Origin of the sequence: Micromonospora sp. NPDC005220, assembly GCF_040607895.1 — a bacterium.
Classification (GTDB): Bacteria; Actinomycetota; Actinomycetes; order Mycobacteriales; family Micromonosporaceae; genus Micromonospora.
In genome coordinates, this window is the sequence record NZ_JBEXHP010000042.1 from 1 (window position 1) to 17868 (window position 17868).

Below are 17868 nucleotides of genomic sequence, written 5' to 3' on the forward strand. Positions count from 1 at the left end.
GCGCTCGCCGGTGACCTCGACGACGCGCTCCGGCTGGCGGACCGACTGCTGGCCACGGCCGCTCCCCCGGACCGCTCCGAGGCGGCCGTGGTCGCCGCCACGGCCCTGGCCCACCGAGGTCACGTCGGTCGCAGCGTCGAGCTGTTCCGGTGGTCGGGCACCGCCTCGGCGGCGGCGTTCGCCATCGTCGGCGGGCTCGCCACCGGCGACCTGGCCGCCACCGCCGAGTCACCGGCGGGTGACCCGGCGGGCGAACCGCCCACCCTGCACGCCAGCGCCGCCCGACTGATGGCCAACGGCGTACGGGAGAGCGTGACCGGCCCGCCGACCGCCGCGCTGTCCGCGCTGGTGCAGGCCGCCGCGCTGTTGGAGCCGGACGGACGAGCGGCGCTGCTGCCGGACAGCCCGGCGGCCCTCGCCGCGTTGACGGCGGTGCACTGCGGTGAGCTGGAGATCGCCGAGCGGGTGCTGCACCGCGCCCTGGGCGCCGGTGTCGGCGGCCCACTGATGGCGCGCCGCCACCGGCTGTTGCAGGCCTGGATCCTGATGGTCCGTGGTGACATCCACGCCGCCGGCGAGCGCCTCGCCACTGTGACGCTCGACGGGCGGCAACTGGAGTCCCGCGACCAGCTCTTCGCCGCCGCGATCCGGATGGGCATCGGCCGGCGCAACAGTGACCTCGGGGCGCTCAAGCGGGGTTGGGGGCAGGCGCTGGAGGCCGTGGTGCGCCACCCCGTCGACCTGTTCACCCTGCTGCCGCTGGGTGAACTGGCCATCGCGGGGGCGCGGCTGGGTGACCTGGCCCGGCTGGAGCCGTACCTGCACCAGGGACGTGCGCTGCTGGACCGCCTCGACAACCCGCCACTGTGGAGTGTGCCGCTGCACTGGAGCGGGCTGCACGCCGCCATCCTGACCGGTGAGCCGACGGTCGCCGACGAACACGTCGCGGCGCTGCTCGCCGCCGCCGGCCACAGCCGGTACGCGGCCGTGGTCGCCGCCGCAGCGGAGAGCTGGGTGGAGGTGCTCCGCGGGGTCGTCGAGCCGACCCGGGTGGAGGCCGCCGCCCGCGGGCTGCACGACACCGGGCTGTGCTGGGACGGCGCCCGCCTCGCCGGCCAGGCCGCCATCCGCACCGCGGACCGGCGGGCGATGACCACCCTGCTGGAGTGCGCCCGGGCGTTGCAGGGGCGGCCCTCCGGTGGGCACGGCGGGCAGACACCGACAACCGGTGCGAGCACACCAGGAGCCACCGGTCCCACTCAGCACGGGCTCAGCGACCGCGAGTACGAGGTTGCCGAGCTGGTCCTGGCCGGATTGACCTACCGGGAGATCGGCGACCGACTCTTCATCTCGGCCAAGACCGTCGAACACCACGTGGCACGGATGCGTAACCGGCTGAACTGCGCCAACCGTGCCGAGCTGCTGGCGCTGCTGCGCACCCTCGTCGCCGACCGGGCCAGCGACACCGCCGGGCAACCGTGGCCGCAGCGGGCGAGCCGATGACCCACACCGATGTTCGGCTGCTCCGGACCAGGCTGGCCGTGCTGGCCGCCGTGCTGATCACGCTCTGGTCGTACGCGGCCTACGTGTCCAGCCAGGATGCCGTCGACCTGCTGCGCGTCCGGGCGCTGGCGGACACCCTGGGCCAGCCCATCGACCGCCTGATCCTGAGCCTGCAGACGGAACGCCGGATCACCGCCGAGACCATCGCCGGGGCGGGGCAGACGACGCCCGAGCTGGTCGCGGCCCGGCACGGCACCGACCGGGCCGCCGCCGAGATCCGCGAGTTCACGAAGGGCCGCGACCTTCGACTGCTCAGCGCCGGCCCGGTCCGCGACCGGGCCGGCGAGCTGGTCCGCCGGCTCGACGGCCTGGGCACCACCCGGTCCCAGGTGGACACCGGGAAGCTCGACCAGGCCGCCACGATCGACGGGTACGACGAGGTCGTCGACGTCGCCTTCCGGGTGTACGGGCCGGAGTGGGGCGCGTACGAGAGCGGGCTGGCCGCCGACACCCGCGCGGTGATCGCGCTGGCCCGTGCCCGGGAGTTGCTCGCCCGGGAGGACACAGTGGTCAGCGCGGCCCTGACCGGCGCACGGCTCGACGTCGACGAGCGGCGTCGGCTGACCGCGCTGGTCAGCGTCCAGCGGTACGCGCGCACCGAGGCCGTGGTCGGGCTTCCGCCCGACGACCGCGCCGAGCATCAGCGGCTGGCCACCGGCCCCGAGTTCGCGGCCCTGCTCGCCCTGGAGGACCGGCTGTTGCTTCAGGCGGGCACCGCCAACGCCCTGGCCGGTCTCACCGTGCAGGGCTGGCGGGCCGCGGCGGACGCCGCCCTCGGGGCGCTGCAGACGCTGGTGACGGACACCGCCCGCAGCAGCGTCGAACGGGCCACCCCCGGCGCTGCTGTGCTCATCGCGCGGACCGGGGCGGTGGTGGGGCTCGGCCTCATCGTCGTGCTGGTGCTCCTGCTGAGCTGGGCGGGCACCGTCCGACGCCTGACCGACGAGCTGACCAGGCCGGACGACGTCCCTCCGACCCCGGCGCAGGACACGCCGGCGCCAGCCCGGGAACCGGCGACGCCGAGGGTTGACGCCGAGCGGGAGCTGTTCCTCGGGCTGACCAGACGCAACCAGGCCCTGCTGCGCGACCAACTCAGCCTGCTGGACGGGATGCAACGTCGGGAGCGGTCCACCGAGGAGACCGGCGAGCTGTTCCAGCTCGACCACCTCACCACCCGGGTCCGACGCAACGTGGAGAAACTGATCTCGCTGGCCGGCGCGACACCCGCCCGCCGCTGGCGACGCCCGGTGCCACTGCTCGACGTGGCCCGCGGCGCGGTCGCCGAGGTGCCGGACTACCACCGGGTCCTGATCGCGCCGCACTGGCCGTGGTCGCTCGCGGGGCCGGCCGTCACGGACGTCATCCACCTGCTGGCGGAGTTGATCGAGAACGGCCTGGCCTTCTCCGGGGCGGACACCACCGTTCGGGTCAGCGGCGAGCACCGACCGCAGGGGTGCGCCGCCGTCGTCGTCGTCGACGAAGGGCCCGGCCTGAACGCCGCCGCGCTGACCGAGGCGAACCACCTGCTCGGCAACCCATCACCGGGCGGCCCGCCCGCGGGCCGCGCCGGTTGGTACGCCGCTGCCGTACTGGCCCGCCGCTGCGGCGCTCAGGTCTCGCTGCGCCCCAGCCGGCGCGGTGGGACTGCCGCCATCGTGCTCCTCCCCTCGACGCTGGTCACGGTCACCGACACCGGCCGCACCCCGGCCAGCGCACCACCCGGCACCCCGTACCCACCGGCCCGCACCCGCGCCGAAGTGCCCGACCCGCGCGGCGACGGCGCGCTGCCGACGCGGGTCCGCCACCCCGGGCCGGTCGGCCCGGAACAGGGCAGGACCAGCCTCGACACGGTCGAGTTACCAGTCGCGAAAACAGCAAGGAGACATCAATGACGTCTGCAGTGGTCACCGAGAACGGCCTGACCGACGCCCTGAACTGCCTGGTCGACCGAGTGCACGGCGCGGAGTTCGCCGTGGTGCTCTCGCCGGACGGGCTGCCGCTCGGCAGCTCGCGGCAGGTCGGGGAGAACCTGGCCGAGCAGATCTCCGGCGTGGTCGCCGGCCTGATCGCGTTGGGGCTCGCCGCCACCCGGACCTGCGACGCGGGTCGTCTGCGCCAGGTCGTGGTGCAGATGTCGCGCGCGTTCCTGTTCATCGCCACCATCCCGAACGGCACCATCCTTACCGTGCGGATCGCCGGTGACGACGTCGAGGTCGGTGACATGGCGTACGAGGTGGCGCTCTTCGTGGGGCAGGCCGAGCGGCACCTGCCGATCACGCTGGGGCCGGCCTCCTCGGTGACGATCGGGGACACTGGTGCACTCCAGCGGCGCCGCTGACGAGGCGTGGTACGACGACGACGCGGGCCCGGTCGCCCGGCCGTACACGATGACCGGGGGGCGTACCGCGCCCGCACGCGGCCAGTTCGACCTGATCTCGCTGGTGGTCGCCCGGCGGGGGGTCACGCCCCCCACACCGCTCTTCCCTGAACAGGCGCGGATCGTTGAGCTGTGTCACCATCCAGTGTCGGTGGCTGAGGTCGGTGCCGAGTTGGACCTTCCGCTGGGGACCGTCCGGGTGCTGCTCGGCGACCTGCTCGCGACCGGGCTGATCGAGACACACCAACCGCCGATGCTGTCGGAGCTGCCGACCGAGGATCTGCTTGAGGCGATACTCGTCGGGCTTCGCGCGCTGTGACCGGGCTGGTGCCACCCGCCACCCGGACGGATCGTGGGCGCGCACCCGGCGACGAACTGAAGGAGAGACAGGCAGTGCCGGCAACACCACCCCAGCCACGCCGTACCGTGGCGATCATCCTGCTGGATCGGGTCGTGGCCCTCGCCACGGCCACACGGCGGGTGCTCACCGGTCGGGAGGACGTCTCGCGGGCCACCTGGGTGGCCCTCATCGCGGCGCTCGGGGTGCTGATCGCGACCGTCGTGTCGGTCGTTGGGGTGCTGCGTACGCCGGAGAAGCTGACGCCGGTGACCCTCGACCCGCCGCCGTCCGTGGAGCAGGTGGGCGAGTCGCCGTCCGGTACGCCCCGGGCGCAGGCGCGACCGGCGGTCACCAGCCCGGCGGTGCCCGCTCCCCCGCCCGCCACGGCGTCCTCGGTCCCACCGGCCGCCGCGTCGTCGACCAGGCCCACGCCTACCGGTGCGAGCGCCGAACCCACTCCGGCGGCCCTGGGCGCCGACTTCGCCATCACGGACAACGCCCTGCTCAGCTACGGCGCGACCGTGACGATCAACAATCCCGGCTCGGTCCCGGCGCCGCGGTGGACGCTGGTCGTCACCCTGCCCCGGGAGTCGCTGGGGATCAGCGACGTCGAGGGGGCACAGGCCAGTCGGGACGGTGCGGTGTGGACGTTCGTGCCGGACGGGACCACCGGTCAGGTGCCCGGCAGCGCCTCGGTCCGGGTGGCGTTCCGGGTCAATGGTTCGTTGACGGGTTCCGCCCCCAAGGCGTGCACCATCGACGGGGCCGCCTGCGCCGGTCTGCCGAACTGACCGGCGGCGGTGGACGCGTGGTCGACCCGGTCGGCGGGTGGCGAGCATGTTTCATGCTGGAGTGGTGATTCGTTTCGTACTGAATGTGCTGTGGCTCATTTTCGGCGGTGGCCTCGTGCTGGCGGTCGGCTACGGCTTCGCCGCGCTGATCTGCTTCGTCCTGGTCGTCACCATCCCGTTCGGTGTGGCGTCGCTGCGCCTCGCGGTCTACTCGCTGTGGCCCTTCGGTCGCACATTGGTGCCCAAGCCGGGCGCGGGCGTCGGCTCCGGCCTGGCGAACATCCTCTGGGTGGTGCTGGCCGGATGGTGGCTCGCGCTCTCCCACATCCTCGCGGGCATCGCCCTCTGCGTCACGATCATCGGGATCCCGTTCGGCATCGCCAACTTCAAGCTCGTTCCGGCCGCGTTCTGGCCGCTCGGCCGCGAGGTCGTCGACGCACCGTGACCCGCTCCGGGTCGGTCCACAGCGGACCCCGCCCGGTCACCCGCAGCACACACCGCAGCTAACCCTCATCCGACGCCAAGACCGCCGTCACGGGCCGTTCCTAGCCTGTGCGGGCATGGCGACACCACCCGTCGTCGCCGTGCTGAGCAGGAACGGGGTTCGCATGCCACCGCCGACGACCGCCACCCGACCGACCGGTGCCGCCGCCTGGTTGAGCTGCGCCGCACCGCGCCCTACCGCCCGGCTGCGACGCCGTTCGACCAGCTCACCGAACAGACCCCTTGATCAGGTGATGAAAAGTAGTCGCCAGGAGCGTTTCTGACCTACTTTTCATCACCTGATCATGTCGCGGAGGCGCCGCGACCGGTGGAGTGGGGTCATGGACAACTGGTGGGACGGATTACCCGACCGGTTCGCGGTCTGCTCGCGTACCGACCGGGTGAACGTAATGGCGCTGCTACCGGCTACGGGCAGGTTCGTTGTCGCCCGGCTCGACGGAAAGAGGATGACGGACGCGGACCACACCTTCTACGAGTTCTCCGACGCGCTGCTCTTTCCCGGCTACTTCGGCTGGAACTGGAACGCGTTGTCCGACTGTCTCCGTGATCTGCACTGGTTGCCGGCGGACGGGTACCTGGTCGTGATCGAGAACGTCCAGCGGCTGTTGTCGAACAGCGCCGAGGACCGCCACATCCTGTTTCAGATCCTCTGGCAGGCCGTCGAACGCTGGGCGAGCCCACTCGGCGGAGTTGTCCCATTCACGGTGCTGCTGCTCTGCGACAGCGACGTGGAGGCTTCAGAGGTGCGGCACGAGGTTGCCGCTGCGTCCGGACGATCACGGAGAGGGGAACCAACGCACCCCTTCCACTCCTAACGCCCGTTCGCGCACATCGTCGAGCCGGGTTCGGCAGCGCCCAGGGCGGTGTCGCATTCAATGACGACATACCACAGAGGCAGAGTCAGTGAAGGCGAATCCCATGACGCAACCCACGCCTGCCCGTGTTCGGCTCGACGCCAGGCCGCGCACGGGTGCGATTCGCCCGCCGCCCACGAGGCGTACGCCCGGCTGGCCATGCTGCTCGACGCGGCGACCGGCGACGCGTCGGCGGCCCGGCGGCGAGCGCAGCCGGCGGAGGGGCTGCGTAAACACCCGGTCTGACCCGCACCGCCCCAGGGCCGCCCGGGGGCGGCCCTGGGGAGATGTCGAACCTAGCTGCCGAGCGTGACGTGGAGGATCTTCTCGTTGCTGTTGTTCGGGGTGCTGTCCTTGTCACCGACGTTGGTGGTGGTCAGCCACAGTCCCCCGTCGGGGGCCGGCTCCACCGTCCGCAACCGGCCGTAGGTGCCGCTGAAGTAGGTCTGCACGTTCGTCAGGCTGCTGCCGCTGATCACCGCGCGGTACATCCGAGCGCCTCGGGCGCAGGCCACGTAGAGCGCGTCACGCACGATCGTGATGCCGGAGCAGGACCCTTCGGCGGTCGGGTAGGTACGCGCCGGCGCGATGAACCCGGCCGTACCGCAGGAGCCACTCGTGCCCTCGCACGCCGGCCAGCCGTAGTTTCCGCCCTTGGTGATCAGGTTGGTCTCGTCCATGATCGAGTTGCCGAACTCCTGCTCCCACAGCCGGCCCTGCGAGTCGAACGCCAGCCCCTGGGGGTTGCGGTGGCCGTAGCTCCACACGTAGTTGCCGAACGGGTTGTCCGAGGGGACGGTGCCGTCCGGGTTGAGTCGCAGGATCTTGCCTTCGAGGCTGGACCGGTCCTGGGCGTAGTTGCCGTTCTGGGCGTCGCCGGTGCTGGCGTACAGCTTGCCGTCCGGGCCGAACCGCAGCCGACCACCGTCGTGGTACTTGTTGCGCCGGATCCCGGTGAGGAGTACCTGCTCGCTGGCGGTGTTGAGTCGCCCGTTCTCCAGCCTGATCCGGACGACACGGTTGTCGCTCGGTGAGGTGTGCATGATGTACAGCCAGCGGTCGCTGGAGTAGCTGGCCGAGATGGCGAGCCCCAGCAGGCCGCCCTCACCGTCGGTGCTCTGCACGTTCGGCACCGTGCCCAGGTTGGTCTTGGCCCCGGTGGTCGGGTTGAGCTGGATGATGTCGTGCGCGTCGCGGCGGTTGTAGAGGACGCTGCCGTCCGGCAACGTCACCAGACCCCACGGGATGTCGGTGTCGGTGCCGACCTGCCGCACCCCGCACACCGGGTTGGCGCACGCCGCACCGGTGGTCACCGTCGCGGTGCCGCTGCGCGACGAGGCGTTGTCCTGCGCGTCCCGGGCCACCACGTAGTACTGGTACGCGGTGTTCGCCGCCAGACCACTGTCGGTGAACGTGGTCGCCGGGGGCGCGCCGGTGACCGTGCCCACCTTCACGCCAGCCCGGTGGATGTCGTACGCCCGAACCCCGATGTTGTCGGTCGACGCCGTCCAGCGCAGTGTCACAGTCGTGCCCGACGCGGTGCCGGTGAGCTGTTGCGGCGCCGTCGGTGGCTGGCTGTCGGCCTGACAGGGCGGTGGGGTGATCGAGACGGTGGCACTGGCCTGCGACACGTTGCCGGCGGCGTCGCGGGCGTTGACGTACAGGCCCCAGGTCGCCCCGGCGACCACCGTCAGGTTGGTGGAGAGCGTCGTGCCACTCACCGACGTCATCAGCTGGCCGTCGTGGTAGATGTCGTAGAAGGCCACCGCGACGTTGTCCGTCGAGGCGTTCCAGGCGAACGTCACCGAGTTGCAGGTCAGGCCGCTCACCCGCGGGCTGCCCGGCGCCGTCGGCGGCTGGGTGTCGGCGCTGCCGAGAGACGTCGTCCAGCGCTGGTTGGACTGCCCGTTGCAGGTCCAGAGCCCGACGGTGGTGCTGTTGGCGGTGCCCGCGCCGGTCACGTCCAGGCACAGGCCGGACTGGACGCCGACGATGGTCCCGGAGGTGTTGATCCGCCAGCGTTGGTTGGCGCCGCCGGTGCAGTTGTTGATCTGCAGCGCGGCCGGGGCGGTGGTGTCCTGGCCGACCACGTCCAGACACCTCGTCTCGCCGTAGACCCGCAGCTCGCCGGAGGAGGTGAAGGTCCACGCCTGGTTGGCCTGGCCGTTGCAGTCGTAGATGTTGATGCCGGCGCCGACCGTCTGGACGTTGCCGACCACGTCCAGGCAGCGACCGCTGGCCACGCCGACCACCGTCGACGGTGCGGCGGCGGACGCCGGCACACCGACAGCCAGGCTCAGCAGCGTCACCGCCGCCATCGCCGCCGGCAACAGCCGCCGTCGTGGGTGGCTCGGGTTTCTCCGCGCGACGACTCGCATCCGTCCTCCAGGGTCAGGGCATCGACCGGCCCACCCAGACGACCATCCGCCCGACCACGCCGAACAAATACATTCACCATCAAAGATGTGTCTGCCGCCCAAGTCAAACGATGTCCCTCGATCGGGGGCAAACCCGCAGGCCGGACCGGCCACCAGGCGCTGCGCACGGGACGGCTGCAGACCGTCGTGTGGGCGTACCAGAACGGGGTGGTCCACCGCTGGCAGCCGGCCCGGTTCCGGGCGCGGCGGTGGGTCGACCCGTAGTCGAGAGTGGACACCGCCGGAGTACGATCCCGCTCGTACCGCTGTGGTGACCTCCAGCTGACGACCCCTCGATAGGAGCCTGGCATGGCCGGTCCGGACCCCGAACTCGCCGCGAAGCTTCAGCCCGACGTGCCGCACGCGGCACGAATCTGGAACTACTGGATGGGCGGCAAGGACAACTTCCAGTCCGACCGGGCGGCCGGCGACGCCGTCGCCGAGGTCTACCCGGAAATCGTCCTCATGGCGCAGCAGTCGCGCGTGTTCCTGGTGCGGGCCGTGCGTCACCTGGCGGCCGAGGCGGGCATCCGGCAGTTCCTGGACATCGGCACCGGTCTGCCCAGCATGCAGAACACGCACGCGGTCGCCCAGGGCATCGCGCCCGACGCTCGGATCGTCTACGTGGACAACGACCCGATGGTGCTGGTGCACGCGCGGGCGCTGCTGGCCAGCACGACGTCGCAGGGCGTCACCACCTACGTCCCGGCCGACTACCACGATCCGGAGAAGATCCTCGCCGAGGCGACGCAGACGCTCGACTTCGACCAGCCCATCGCCGTGATGTACATGGGCGTGCTGGGCTACGAGCCCGACCTGGACGTGGTGCGTTCGATCGTCGGTCGCACGATGGACGCGATGCCGTCCGGCAGCTACCTCGTGCTCTGGGACGGCACCAACACCAGCCCGGCGGTGGTCGCCGGTGCCGACCGGCTGGCGCAGAGCGGCGGAGTTCCGTACATCCTGCGCAGTCCGGAGGAGCTCGCGAGTTGCTTCGACGGGCTGGCGATGGTGGAGCCGGGCCTGGTGCCGATCCCGCTGTGGCGACCGGAGGATCCCGACGCCGTCGGGATCGACGCGTACGGCGCGGTGGCCCGCAAGCCCTGACCGACCCGGCGTCCGCCCCGCCTCCGCCGTGACGGCGGGAGCGGGGCGGTGTCGTTCAGCGGGCGCACGTCAGCGTCAGGCCGTCGGGCACCGCGCTGGTCGTCACGAGGAGGCCGAACGTGGTCGCCCCGTCCAGCGCCAGCGTCCCGTTGTAGGAGGCGTTGCGAACGGTGACGTCAGCGCCGGCCGTCTCGGCCACCCCACCCCAGGCCGTCTGCACCCGCTCGTCACCGGACCACCGCCAGGAGACGCGCCAGCGGTCCAGCGGCAGCGTGCCGGTGTTACGGACCGTGACCGTCGCGACGAAGCCGCTGCCCCAGCGGGCGTCGATAGTGGCCGTCGCACGGCAGGAGGTCAGCGGGGCGGTGCGCGCCGACCCGATCAGGTACGGATCGCGCTTACCGTCGGGGTCGCTGAACCGGTACCAGTACTCCATGTCGGGCGTCAGAGCCCCGATGGTCACCGTGCCGGCGCGCTCCGGGCCGGAGACGGCCTCGGCCACCGGCGTCCGCCACTGTTGGGCGTCCTCGCGGCTGGTGAAGAGGCTGACGGTCATCGGCGGGTCATAGCCGCAGGGCGGCCGAAAGAAGATCGAGTACGAGATGGTCACGCTCGTGGTGGTGACCCCGGCGACGCTCGCCGTGATCGGCAGAGCCGGCGGACAGGTGATGGTCGGCGACGGTGTTGGCGTGGGTGTCGCTTCGACGGCGGTGGTCGTCCCGGTCCAGGCGGCCACCGCAACGGTCGTGACAGCGAGGAACATGCGAAGCATCGGTACCTCCGTGCTTACCGGGCACCGAGGACCGAGGTGGTAGCCGGTGCCGCGCTCGGGTGCCGGTCGCCGACGAGGGCTGCCCGGCACGGGTGACGTGGCCACCTCGCGCGCCCCGTGGACCGGCGGAGTGCTGGTGCGCGCTGGCTCCCCGAGCACGACCGAACCACAGCATGGCAGCCATCAGGCATCGATACAACCCGATCCCGATCCCGTCGAACATCGTCCGTTTTCTCGTCGCCGCAGGGACACCCGCCGGGCGCTCGTACCGATAATGATTCATCGTGATCTATTCGTTCGGACACGGGAGCACATCATGCTCGACGCACACAGCACGACCCGGCGACCCCGGGTGGTGAGGGCACTGCTCGCGATGGGCACCGCTGCGGTGCTGGCGGCTACCGCACTGGCCGCACCGACCCCCGCCGACGCCGCCGTCAGCCGGGCCGAGCTGGCCCTCCGCTGGGCGCCCATTCACTACCAGGACGTCGATGCCACCGGCAGCCACGCCCTGAGCGGCCAGTCGGACTACGTCACCCGGGTCGACTTCGACGGTGACCTGAACGGCCGCAACAACTGGGACCGGGCCGGCCAGGCGGGCAGCTCACTCGCTGCCCACGCCTACTACTCGGTCGTGGAGACCAGCACCCACTGGTACATCACGTACTTCTTCTTCCACCCGCGCGACTGGACCGACCACCCGTTCTTCGAGACCGAGCACGAGAACGACGGTGAGGGCGCGCTGTTCGCGATCGAGCGCGACGGCTCCACGTACGGCGTTCTCCGCTCGGCCGTCACCGTCGCGCACAGTGACTTCTACTCCTACACGCCGGCCGGCAGCACCTGGACCAGCGGCGGGGAGAGCATCGACGGCACCCTGCGGTTCCAGGCGTCACCGCACGACACGTTCCAACACCCGGTGACGGCGCAGGAGGCACAGGGACACGGCCTCAAGGCCCACCCGCAGTACGACATCAACGGCGACGGCCTGATCTACTACCCGTCGACCGTCGCCGAGACGCCGAGCAGCGGTAACGACCGCGACGTGCGGTATCAGCTGATCGACATCTTCGCCGCCGGCGGCCTGTGGGCGCAGCGGTCCAACGCGAGCCTCTTCGCCAGCCTCGGCACGTTCGCCGGTGACACGTCCGGCGACTGCGGCGTCGGCACCTGGAGCTGTGCGACCAACTCGGCCAACGCGCCCTGGGGCTGGGACGACGGCAACGACGCCCCCGCGCGTGGGGAGATCGCCAGCGACCCGGCGAAGCTGTCGGCCGCGTACTTCACGGTGCCGACCGGTCTGTCCCGCACCTACACCTACAACCCGTACGCGGGCGCGGCGGCGGCGCTCGCCGAGGCGGCGCGGACGGCTCCGCCGACGGTCGACTGATGCCTTCGTCTCCCCGGGGTCGGGCCGTGCTGGTCCGTCACCGGGGAGACGGAGGAGGTCGGCACGGCCCGCGGGGGTGCCAAAAAGTTTTGTGCACTTCCTACAACTGAGGGACGGTGGGTTCGGTGGTTGCGCCATAGCGCTGGCCGCCGCCACCCGGAAAGGTGATCACTGCTGGGAGCCGTTCGTCTCGTGGCGAGCAGGTCGAGGTCTAGCTAAGGGGTTTTTCGGGTGTTCAACCGTGTCGCCATCGTCAACCGTGGTGAAGCCGCCATGCGGCTCATCCACGCGGTCCGCGAGCTGGCCGCGGAGACCGGCATCCCGCTCGAAACCGTGGCTTTCTACACCGACGTCGACCGCAACGCCACATTCGTCCGCGAAGCAGACATCGCCTACGATCTTGGCCCGGCGTCCGCCCGCCCGTACCTCAACCTGGCGGTGCTGGAGCGCGCCCTGACCGAGACCGGCGCCGACGCCGCGTGGGTCGGCTGGGGCTTCGTCGCCGAGGACCCGGCGTTCGCCGAGCTGTGCGAGAAGATCGGCGTCACCTTCGTCGGCCCGAGCGCGGACGCCATGCGCCAACTCGGCGACAAGATCGGCTCGAAGCTGCTCGCCGAGAAGGTCGGCGTGCCGGTCGCGCCGTGGAGCCGCGGCGCCGTCGAGACCCTCGCCGCCGCCCAGGCGGCGGCGGCCGAGATCGGCTACCCGCTGATGCTGAAGGCGACAGCTGGTGGTGGCGGGCGCGGCATCCGCGTGATCAGGAACGAGGCCGAGCTGGTCGACGCGTACGAGCGCACCAGCCAGGAGGCGGCACGGGCGTTCGGCAGCGGCATCGTGTTCCTGGAGCGCCTGGTCACCGGGGCTCGGCACGTCGAGGTCCAGGTGATCGCCGACGGGCAGGGCACCGCGTGGGCGCTCGGCGTCCGCGACTGCTCGGTGCAACGACGCAACCAGAAGGTCATCGAGGAGTCGGCGTCGCCGGTGCTCGACCCGGCGCAGGCCGCCGAGCTGAAGACGTCGGCCGAGCGGCTGGCCGTGGCGGTCGGCTACCGCGGCGCGGCGACCGTCGAGTTCCTCTACCACCCGGGTGACCGGTTGTTCGCGTTCCTCGAGGTGAACACCCGCCTCCAGGTCGAGCACCCGATCACCGAGCTGACCACCGGGTTCGACCTGGTCAAGGCCCAGCTGCACGTCGCCTCCGGCGGGCGGCTCGAAGGTGCGCCGCCGGCCGAGCGGGGGCACGCCATCGAGGCGCGCCTCAACGCCGAGGACCCCGACCGCGACTTCGCGCCGTCGCCCGGCCGCATCGCCCGGCTGGACCTGCCCAGCGGCCCCGGCATCCGGGTGGACACCGGCGTCAGCGAGGGCGACACCATCCCGGCCGACTTCGACTCGATGATCGCGAAGATCATCGCGTACGGCCGCGACCGGGACGAGGCGCTCGGCAGGCTGCGCCGGGCGATGGCGAACACCACGGTGATCATCGAGGGTGGGGCGACGAACAAGAGCTTCGTGCTCGACCTGCTCGACCAGCCCGAGGTGATCGACGCCAGCGCCGACACCGGCTGGATCGACCGCGTCCGCGGCGAGGGCCGGCTCGTCACGCACCGCCACTCCGCTGTCGCCCTGGCGGCCGCCGCCATCGAGGCGTACGAGGAGGAGGAGCGCGTCGAGCGGCAACGGCTGCTGTCGACGGCAGCCGGCGGACGTCCGCAGGTGCAGCACGCCAGCGGCCGACCGTTGGACCTCAAACTGCGCGGCGTCGATTACCGCACCCGGGTGGCGCGCGTCGGCGCGCACCGCTTCCGGGTCGGCATCGAGACCGGGTCGGTCGTGCGCACCGCCGACGTCGAACTCGACCGCTTCGACCGGCACACCGGGCAGATCGTCGTCAACGGCATCCGCTACCGCCTGCTCACCGGCACGTACGGGCCGACCCACCTGGTCGAGGTGGACGGTGTCACGCACCGGGTCAGCCGGGACGAGGGCGGCGTGCTGCGTTCCCCGATGCCCGCGCTGGTCGTCGCCACCCCGCTGGAGGTCGGCGCCGAGGTCGAGGCGGGTGCGCCGGTGCTGGTGCTGGAAGCGATGAAGATGGAGACGGTGCTGCGGGCCCCGTTCAAGGCGCGACTGAAGGAGTGCGCCGTCTCGGTGGGCAGCCAGGTGGAGGCGGGTGCGCCGCTGCTGCGCCTGGAGCCGCTCGCTGACGACGCCGAGGAGACCGCGGCCGACCCGAGCGCCGAAACCGTCGAACTGGACCTGCCCAGCGCCGCCGCGGACATCCCGGCGGACGAGCGCAGCCGGCGCGGTCAGGAGGACCTGCGCGGTCTGCTGCTCGGCTTCGACGTCGACCCGCACGACGACAGTCGGGTCCTCGACGACTACCTGGCCGCGCGGCAGGCGGCCACCGCGGCGGGTCAGCGGCCGCTCGCCGCCGAACTCGACCTCATCGAGGTCTTCGCCGATCTCGCCGAGCTGAGCCGCAACCGGCCGACCGGCGAGGACGGCGGCGCCGCGCACGTCCACAGCGCCCGGGAGTACTTCCACACCTACCTGCAGAGCCTCGACGTCGAGCGGGCCGGGCTGCCGCACGCCTTCCAGACCAGGCTCGGCAAGGCGCTCGGCCGGTACGGCGTCACCGACCTGGACCGCACCCCCGCCCTCGAAGCCGCCGTCTTCCGGATCTTCCTCGCCCAGCAGCGGGCGTCCGCGGACGCGCAGGTCATCGCGGCGCTGCTGCGCGCCTGGCTGCAAGAGACCCCACCGGACGAGTCGCTGCGTGAGCCGGCCGGTCTCGCCCTGGAGCGGTTGATCGCCGCGACCCAGGTCCGTTTCCCCGTGGTCGCCGACCTCGCCCGCGGCGTGGTGTTCGCCTGGTTCGCCCAGCCGCTGCTGCGGCTCAACCGCGCCCGCGTCTACGCCGACGTCCGCGCGCACCTGCGGCACCTGGACGCGCACCCGGACGCGGCGGACCGCGCCGAGCGGATCGCCGAGATGGTACGCAGCACCGAGCCACTGGTCCGGCTGCTCGGTCGGCGACTCGTCCGTGACCACCTGGACAGCGCGGTGATGCTGGAGGTGCTGACCCGGCGGTACTACGGCAACAGGGCGCTCACCAGCGTGCGCACCAACACGGTGGCGGGCTGCACGTTCGTGGTCGCCGAGCGCGCCGACTCGACTGTGGTCTCCGCCGCGGTGCGCTTCGACGCGCTGGGCGGCGCACTGCGCGGCCTGGCCGAGCTGGCCGACGGCGAAAGCTCCGTGGACGCCGACATCTACCTCGGTTGGGAGAACCAGCCGGAGGACTTCGACACGATGGCGGCCGCCCTGGCCGACGTCATCGCGGCACACCCGGTGCCGCCGCAGGTCCGTCGGGTGACCACCACCGTGGCGGGCCGGCGCGGGGCGGTGATGCACCACCACTTCACGTTCCGCTCGTCCGACGCGGGGCTGACCGAGGACCGGCTGATCCGCGGCCTGCACCCGTACATCGCGCAGCGGATGCAGTTGGACCGGCTGCACAAGTTCGACCTGACCCGGTTGCCGTCGTCGGACGAGGAGATCTACCTCTTCCAGTGCGTCGCGCGGGAGAACCGCTCCGACGAGCGGCTCGTCGCGTTCGCGCAGGTGCGCGACCTGACCGAGCTTCGGGAGCAGGACGGCCGGCTGGTCGCGCTGCCGACGACCGAGGGCGTCATCGCCGCCTGCCTCGACTCGATCCGCCGCGCCCAGGCGGTACGACCGTCCAAGACGCGCTTCAACACCAACCGGATCGTGGTCTACGTCTGGCCGCCGAGCGAGCTGACCCGCGAGGAGATGGCGATGGTCGCCGGGCGGGTACGCCCGACGACGGCGGGGGCCGGGCTGGAGGAGATCCTGTTCATCGCGCGGCAGCGCGACCGCCGGACCGGCGAGCTGACCAAGATCGCCGTACGGATCACGTTCGACGCCGCGGGCAATGCTGAGCTGGTCATCAGCGAGCCGCCGGTCGAGCCGATCGAGCCGCTGGACGAGTACCGACTCAAGGTGCTGCGGGCCAGCAGCCGCAACACCGTGTACCCGTACGAGTTGACCGGCCGGCTCGGTGACTTCGTCGAGTACGACCTCGACGACGACCACAGGTTGGTTCCGGTGGACCGGCCGAAGGGGCGCAACAGCGCCGCCATCGTCGCCGGGGTGGTGACCACACCGACCGAGCGCTACCCGCAGGGTGTCACCCGGGTGGTGCTGCTCGGCGACCCGACGAAGTCGCTGGGCGCCCTGTCGGAGCCGGAGTGCCGGCGCGTGATCGCCGCACTGGACCTGGCCGAGCGGATGCAGGTGCCGCTGGAGTGGTGGGCACTGTCCGCCGGGGCCCGGATCTCGATGACCTCCGGCACGGAGAACATGGACTGGGTGGCTGCGGCGCTCAAGCGGATCGTCGAGTTCACCCAGGCCGGCGGTGAGATCAACATCGTCGTCGCGGGCATCAACGTCGGCGCGCAGCCGTACTGGAACGCCGAGGCGACGATGCTCATGCACACCAAGGGCATCCTGGTGATGACGCCGGACTCGGCGATGGTGCTCACCGGCAAGCAGTCGCTCGACTTCTCCGGTGGCGTGTCGGCCGAGGACAACTTCGGCATCGGCGGCTACGACCGGGTGATGGGGCCGAACGGGCAGGCGCAGTACTGGGCGCCGAACCTGACCGCCGCCCGCGACGTGGTGATGGCCCACTACGACCACACGTACGTCGCGCCCGGCGAGGACGCCCCCCGACGGGCGGTCACCACCGACCCGGCCGACCGGGACATCTCCGACTTCCCGCACGACGTGGCGGGCAGCGCCTTCGCCACCGTCGGGGAGATCTTCTCCGCCGAGTCCAACCCGGACCGCAAGAAGCCGTTCGACATTCGTACGGTGATGCGGGCCCTCGCCGACCAGGACCACCCGGTGCTGGAGCGCTGGGCCGGCATGGCGGACGCGGATACCGCTGTCGTGCAGGACATCCACCTCGGCGGCATCCCGGTCTGCCTGCTCGGCATCGAGTCCCGGTCGGTGCCACGGCACGGCTTCCCGCCCACCGACGGTCCGGACACCTACACGGCGGGCACGCTCTTCCCCCGCTCGTCGAAGAAGGCCGCGCGGGCGATCAACGCGGCCAGCGGCAACCGGCCGCTCGTGGTCCTGGCGAACCTGTCCGGTTTCGACGGCTCACCGGAGTCGATGCGCAAGCTGCAACTGGAGTACGGCGCCGAGATCGGCCGGGCGATTGTGAACTTCCGCGGGCCGATCGTCTTCTGCGTGATCTCGCGCTACCACGGTGGTGCGTTCGTGGTGTTCTCGAAGGCGCTGAACCCGAACATGACGGTGCTGGCGTTGGAGGGCTCGTTCGCCTCGGTGCTCGGTGGCGCACCCGCCGCCGCTGTGGTGTTCTCCGCCGACGTCAACGCCCGTACCGCGGCCGACCCGCGGGTGCGGGACCTGGAGGCGCGCACCGCCGCCGCGACCGGCACCGACCGCGCCGCGCTGACCGCGGAGCTCGACGAGCTGCGCTCGTCGGTGCGCGCGGAAAAACTCAGCGAGGTGGCCGCGGAGTTCGACCGGGTGCACAACATCCACCGCGCCGTCGAGGTCGGCTCGGTGGACGCCGTCATCCGCGCCGCCGAGCTGCGGCCGCGCATCATCGAGGCGATCGAGGCCCGCCTGGGTTAGCCCGCCCGGTACGCCCACACCACGTCAGCACCACCGGTCGTCGACCGGTGGTGCTGACC

Annotated in this window: 12 protein-coding genes; 10 read left to right on the top strand and 2 right to left on the bottom strand. The window is 71.6% G+C overall.

Annotation, left to right across the window (positions count from 1 at the left end):
* From ABZU52_RS17495 to ABZU52_RS17525, 7 genes are all read left to right on the top strand, one after another.
* Positions 1–1503, top strand: a 1503-nt coding sequence (locus tag ABZU52_RS17495) for a LuxR C-terminal-related transcriptional regulator (RefSeq protein ID WP_354972044.1), incomplete at its 5' end; no start/stop codon positions are given.
* Positions 1500–3455 (top strand): nitrate- and nitrite sensing domain-containing protein, encoded by a 1956-nt coding sequence (locus tag ABZU52_RS17500; RefSeq protein ID WP_354972045.1) that lies wholly within the window; start codon positions 1500–1502, stop codon positions 3453–3455. The genes ABZU52_RS17495 and ABZU52_RS17500, both read left to right, overlap by 4 nt.
* Entirely contained in the window at positions 3452–3901 is a 450-nt protein-coding gene (locus ABZU52_RS17505) for a roadblock/LC7 domain-containing protein (protein WP_354972046.1), read from the top strand. Before ABZU52_RS17500 ends, ABZU52_RS17505 begins: the two co-directional genes overlap by 4 nt.
* On the top strand, positions 3879–4259 hold the full coding sequence (locus ABZU52_RS17510) for a DUF742 domain-containing protein (RefSeq protein ID WP_354972047.1): 381 nt from the start codon (positions 3879–3881) through the stop codon (positions 4257–4259). Before ABZU52_RS17505 ends, ABZU52_RS17510 begins: the two co-directional genes overlap by 23 nt.
* Before the next feature lie 74 nt (positions 4260–4333).
* Positions 4334–5071 (top strand): cellulose binding domain-containing protein, encoded by a 738-nt coding sequence (locus ABZU52_RS17515; RefSeq protein WP_354972048.1) that lies wholly within the window; start codon positions 4334–4336, stop codon positions 5069–5071.
* A gap of 64 nt (positions 5072–5135) precedes the next feature.
* Positions 5136–5516 (top strand): YccF domain-containing protein, encoded by a 381-nt coding sequence (locus tag ABZU52_RS17520; RefSeq protein WP_354972049.1) that lies wholly within the window; start codon positions 5136–5138, stop codon positions 5514–5516.
* A 448-nt stretch (positions 5517–5964) separates the two neighbouring features.
* Entirely contained in the window at positions 5965–6390 is a 426-nt protein-coding gene (locus tag ABZU52_RS17525; RefSeq protein WP_354972083.1) for a barstar family protein, read from the top strand.
* A gap of 335 nt (positions 6391–6725) precedes the next feature.
* Here the strand turns inward: ABZU52_RS17525 and ABZU52_RS17530 are convergent, their stop codons facing one another.
* A complete protein-coding gene (locus ABZU52_RS17530; protein ID WP_354972050.1) occupies positions 6726–8807 on the bottom strand; it encodes a PQQ-dependent sugar dehydrogenase in 2082 nt (693 codons plus the stop codon).
* A 348-nt stretch (positions 8808–9155) separates the two neighbouring features.
* On the opposite strand from ABZU52_RS17530, the gene ABZU52_RS17535 reads away from it, so the two are divergent.
* Positions 9156–9953 carry an SAM-dependent methyltransferase gene (locus ABZU52_RS17535; RefSeq protein ID WP_354972051.1) on the top strand — a complete coding sequence of 266 codons (798 nt, stop codon included), beginning with the start codon at positions 9156–9158 and terminating at the stop codon, positions 9951–9953.
* Positions 9954–10008: 55 nt separating this feature from the next.
* Here the strand turns inward: ABZU52_RS17535 and ABZU52_RS17540 are convergent, their stop codons facing one another.
* On the bottom strand, positions 10009–10725 hold the full coding sequence (locus ABZU52_RS17540; protein ID WP_354972052.1) for a cellulose binding domain-containing protein: 717 nt from the start codon (positions 10723–10725) through the stop codon (positions 10009–10011).
* A gap of 316 nt (positions 10726–11041) precedes the next feature.
* Here ABZU52_RS17540 and ABZU52_RS17545 point away from each other — a divergent pair, with 316 nt between their 5' ends.
* Complete coding sequence (locus ABZU52_RS17545) at positions 11042–12115, top strand: hypothetical protein (protein WP_354972053.1); 1074 nt, start codon at positions 11042–11044, stop codon at positions 12113–12115.
* Positions 12116–12346: 231 nt separating this feature from the next.
* Complete coding sequence (locus ABZU52_RS17550; protein ID WP_354972054.1) at positions 12347–17809, top strand: carboxyl transferase domain-containing protein; 5463 nt, start codon at positions 12347–12349, stop codon at positions 17807–17809.
* The last annotated feature ends 59 nt before the right edge of the window (positions 17810–17868 follow it).